This window comes from Bacteroides sp. 519 (assembly GCF_010500955.1).
GTDB lineage: Bacteria > Bacteroidota > Bacteroidia > Bacteroidales > Bacteroidaceae > Bacteroides.
The window spans coordinates 1-1484 of sequence record NZ_QVMJ01000067.1 but is presented as its reverse complement, the minus strand read 5'-3'; the positions used below and the strand labels follow the sequence as shown (position 1 = coordinate 1484).

Annotated in this window: 1 pseudogene; it reads left to right on the top strand. The window is 42.6% G+C overall.

The features are described from left to right. Window positions 1-119: 119 nt before the first annotated feature. Window positions 120-1409 (top strand): annotated as a pseudogene (locus D0T85_RS21915) (DNA methylase); the annotation flags it as partial. Between the last annotated feature and the right edge of the window lie 75 nt (window positions 1410-1484).

Below are 1484 nucleotides of genomic sequence, written 5' to 3'. Positions count from 1 at the left end.
TAAAGAGCATTATCCAAACTATTAATAATTATACTGTTGAAAATGAGGTGAATTTATAAAAAGTTGGGATAATAGAAAAATTTTGATAACAGTTGTTATCAAAACGTTTTGATAAAAAATGGGATTGTGTAATCTTAACACACGACCAATTCGGAAAAATACCGCAATCTCCCGAAATACAACAGGAAATATTCCAGACAGAGTTGGATAGCGTGGAAGAGAATCTTTGCATACTTGAAAACCAGACTGGCAAAGCCGCATCCAAACGTATGAGGAGGGGATTGGAAGTGCGGAAAAACAATCTGGAAGTAAAACTCGAAACTCTTTCCGAGCAGATAAAGAACAGGACGGATGATACTGTTGATTACAAACTGATGGGTATCGACCATTTGTTTGTTGACGAGAGCCACCAGTTCAAGAACCTGATGTTTACGACAAGACATGACCGGGTGGCGGGATTGGGCAACCCTGAAGGGAGCCAGCGGGCAATGAATATGCTTTTTGCACTCCGTACCATGCAGGAGCGAAAAGATAAAGACTTATGTGCAACATTCCTTTCCGGCACAACTATTTCTAATTCGCTAACAGAATTATATTTATTATTCAAATATCTCCGTCCAAAAGAATTGGAGAAGCAGGAAATCCGTTCTTTCGATGCCTGGGCGGCTATCTTTGCCAAGAAAACGACCGATTTTGAATTTTCCGTTACCAACCAGATTGTTGCCAAAGAAAGATTCCGCTACTTCATTAAAGTTCCGGAGTTGGCGGCTTTCTACAATGAGATAACCGACTTTCGAACGGCAAAAGACATCGGCATCGACCGTCCCGAAAAAAAAGAGATTTTGCATAATATCCCGCCGACACCACAGCAGGAGGCCTTTATCGGTAAGTTAATGCAATTTGCTAATACCGGAGATGCTACCATTTTAGGCAGACCACCACTTTCCGAAAACGAAGAGAAAGCCAAAATGCTGATTGCTACCGACTATGCCCGAAAAATGGCATTGGATATGCGAATGATTAGCCCTGCTTATGATGACCATGTGGACAATAAAGCATCGCATTGTGCCGCTAAGGTTGCGGAATACTATAATAAATACGATGCACAAAAAGGGACACAGTTTGTTTTCAGTGATTTGGGAACGTATAAACCCAACGAATGGAATCCATATAGCGAGATCAAACGTAAGTTGGTGGAAGATCACGGTATTCCGGCGCATGAGATACGGTTTATTCAGGAGGCAAAGACCGAAAAATCCCGTAAAGCGATGATTGAAGCTATGAATGAAGGACGGATACGTGTCTTGTTCGGCTCTACATCTATGTTAGGAACAGGAGTTAATGCGCAAAAACGAGCCGTTGCCCTTCATCATTGCGACATTCCGTGGGTGCGACACGAAGTCGCGTAAATGATTGTTTGAAGTTCCGCTCCACGAGTTGGAATGGAACGCTTGAACCTGCTGTTCCGTCAGCAGTAGCCTACA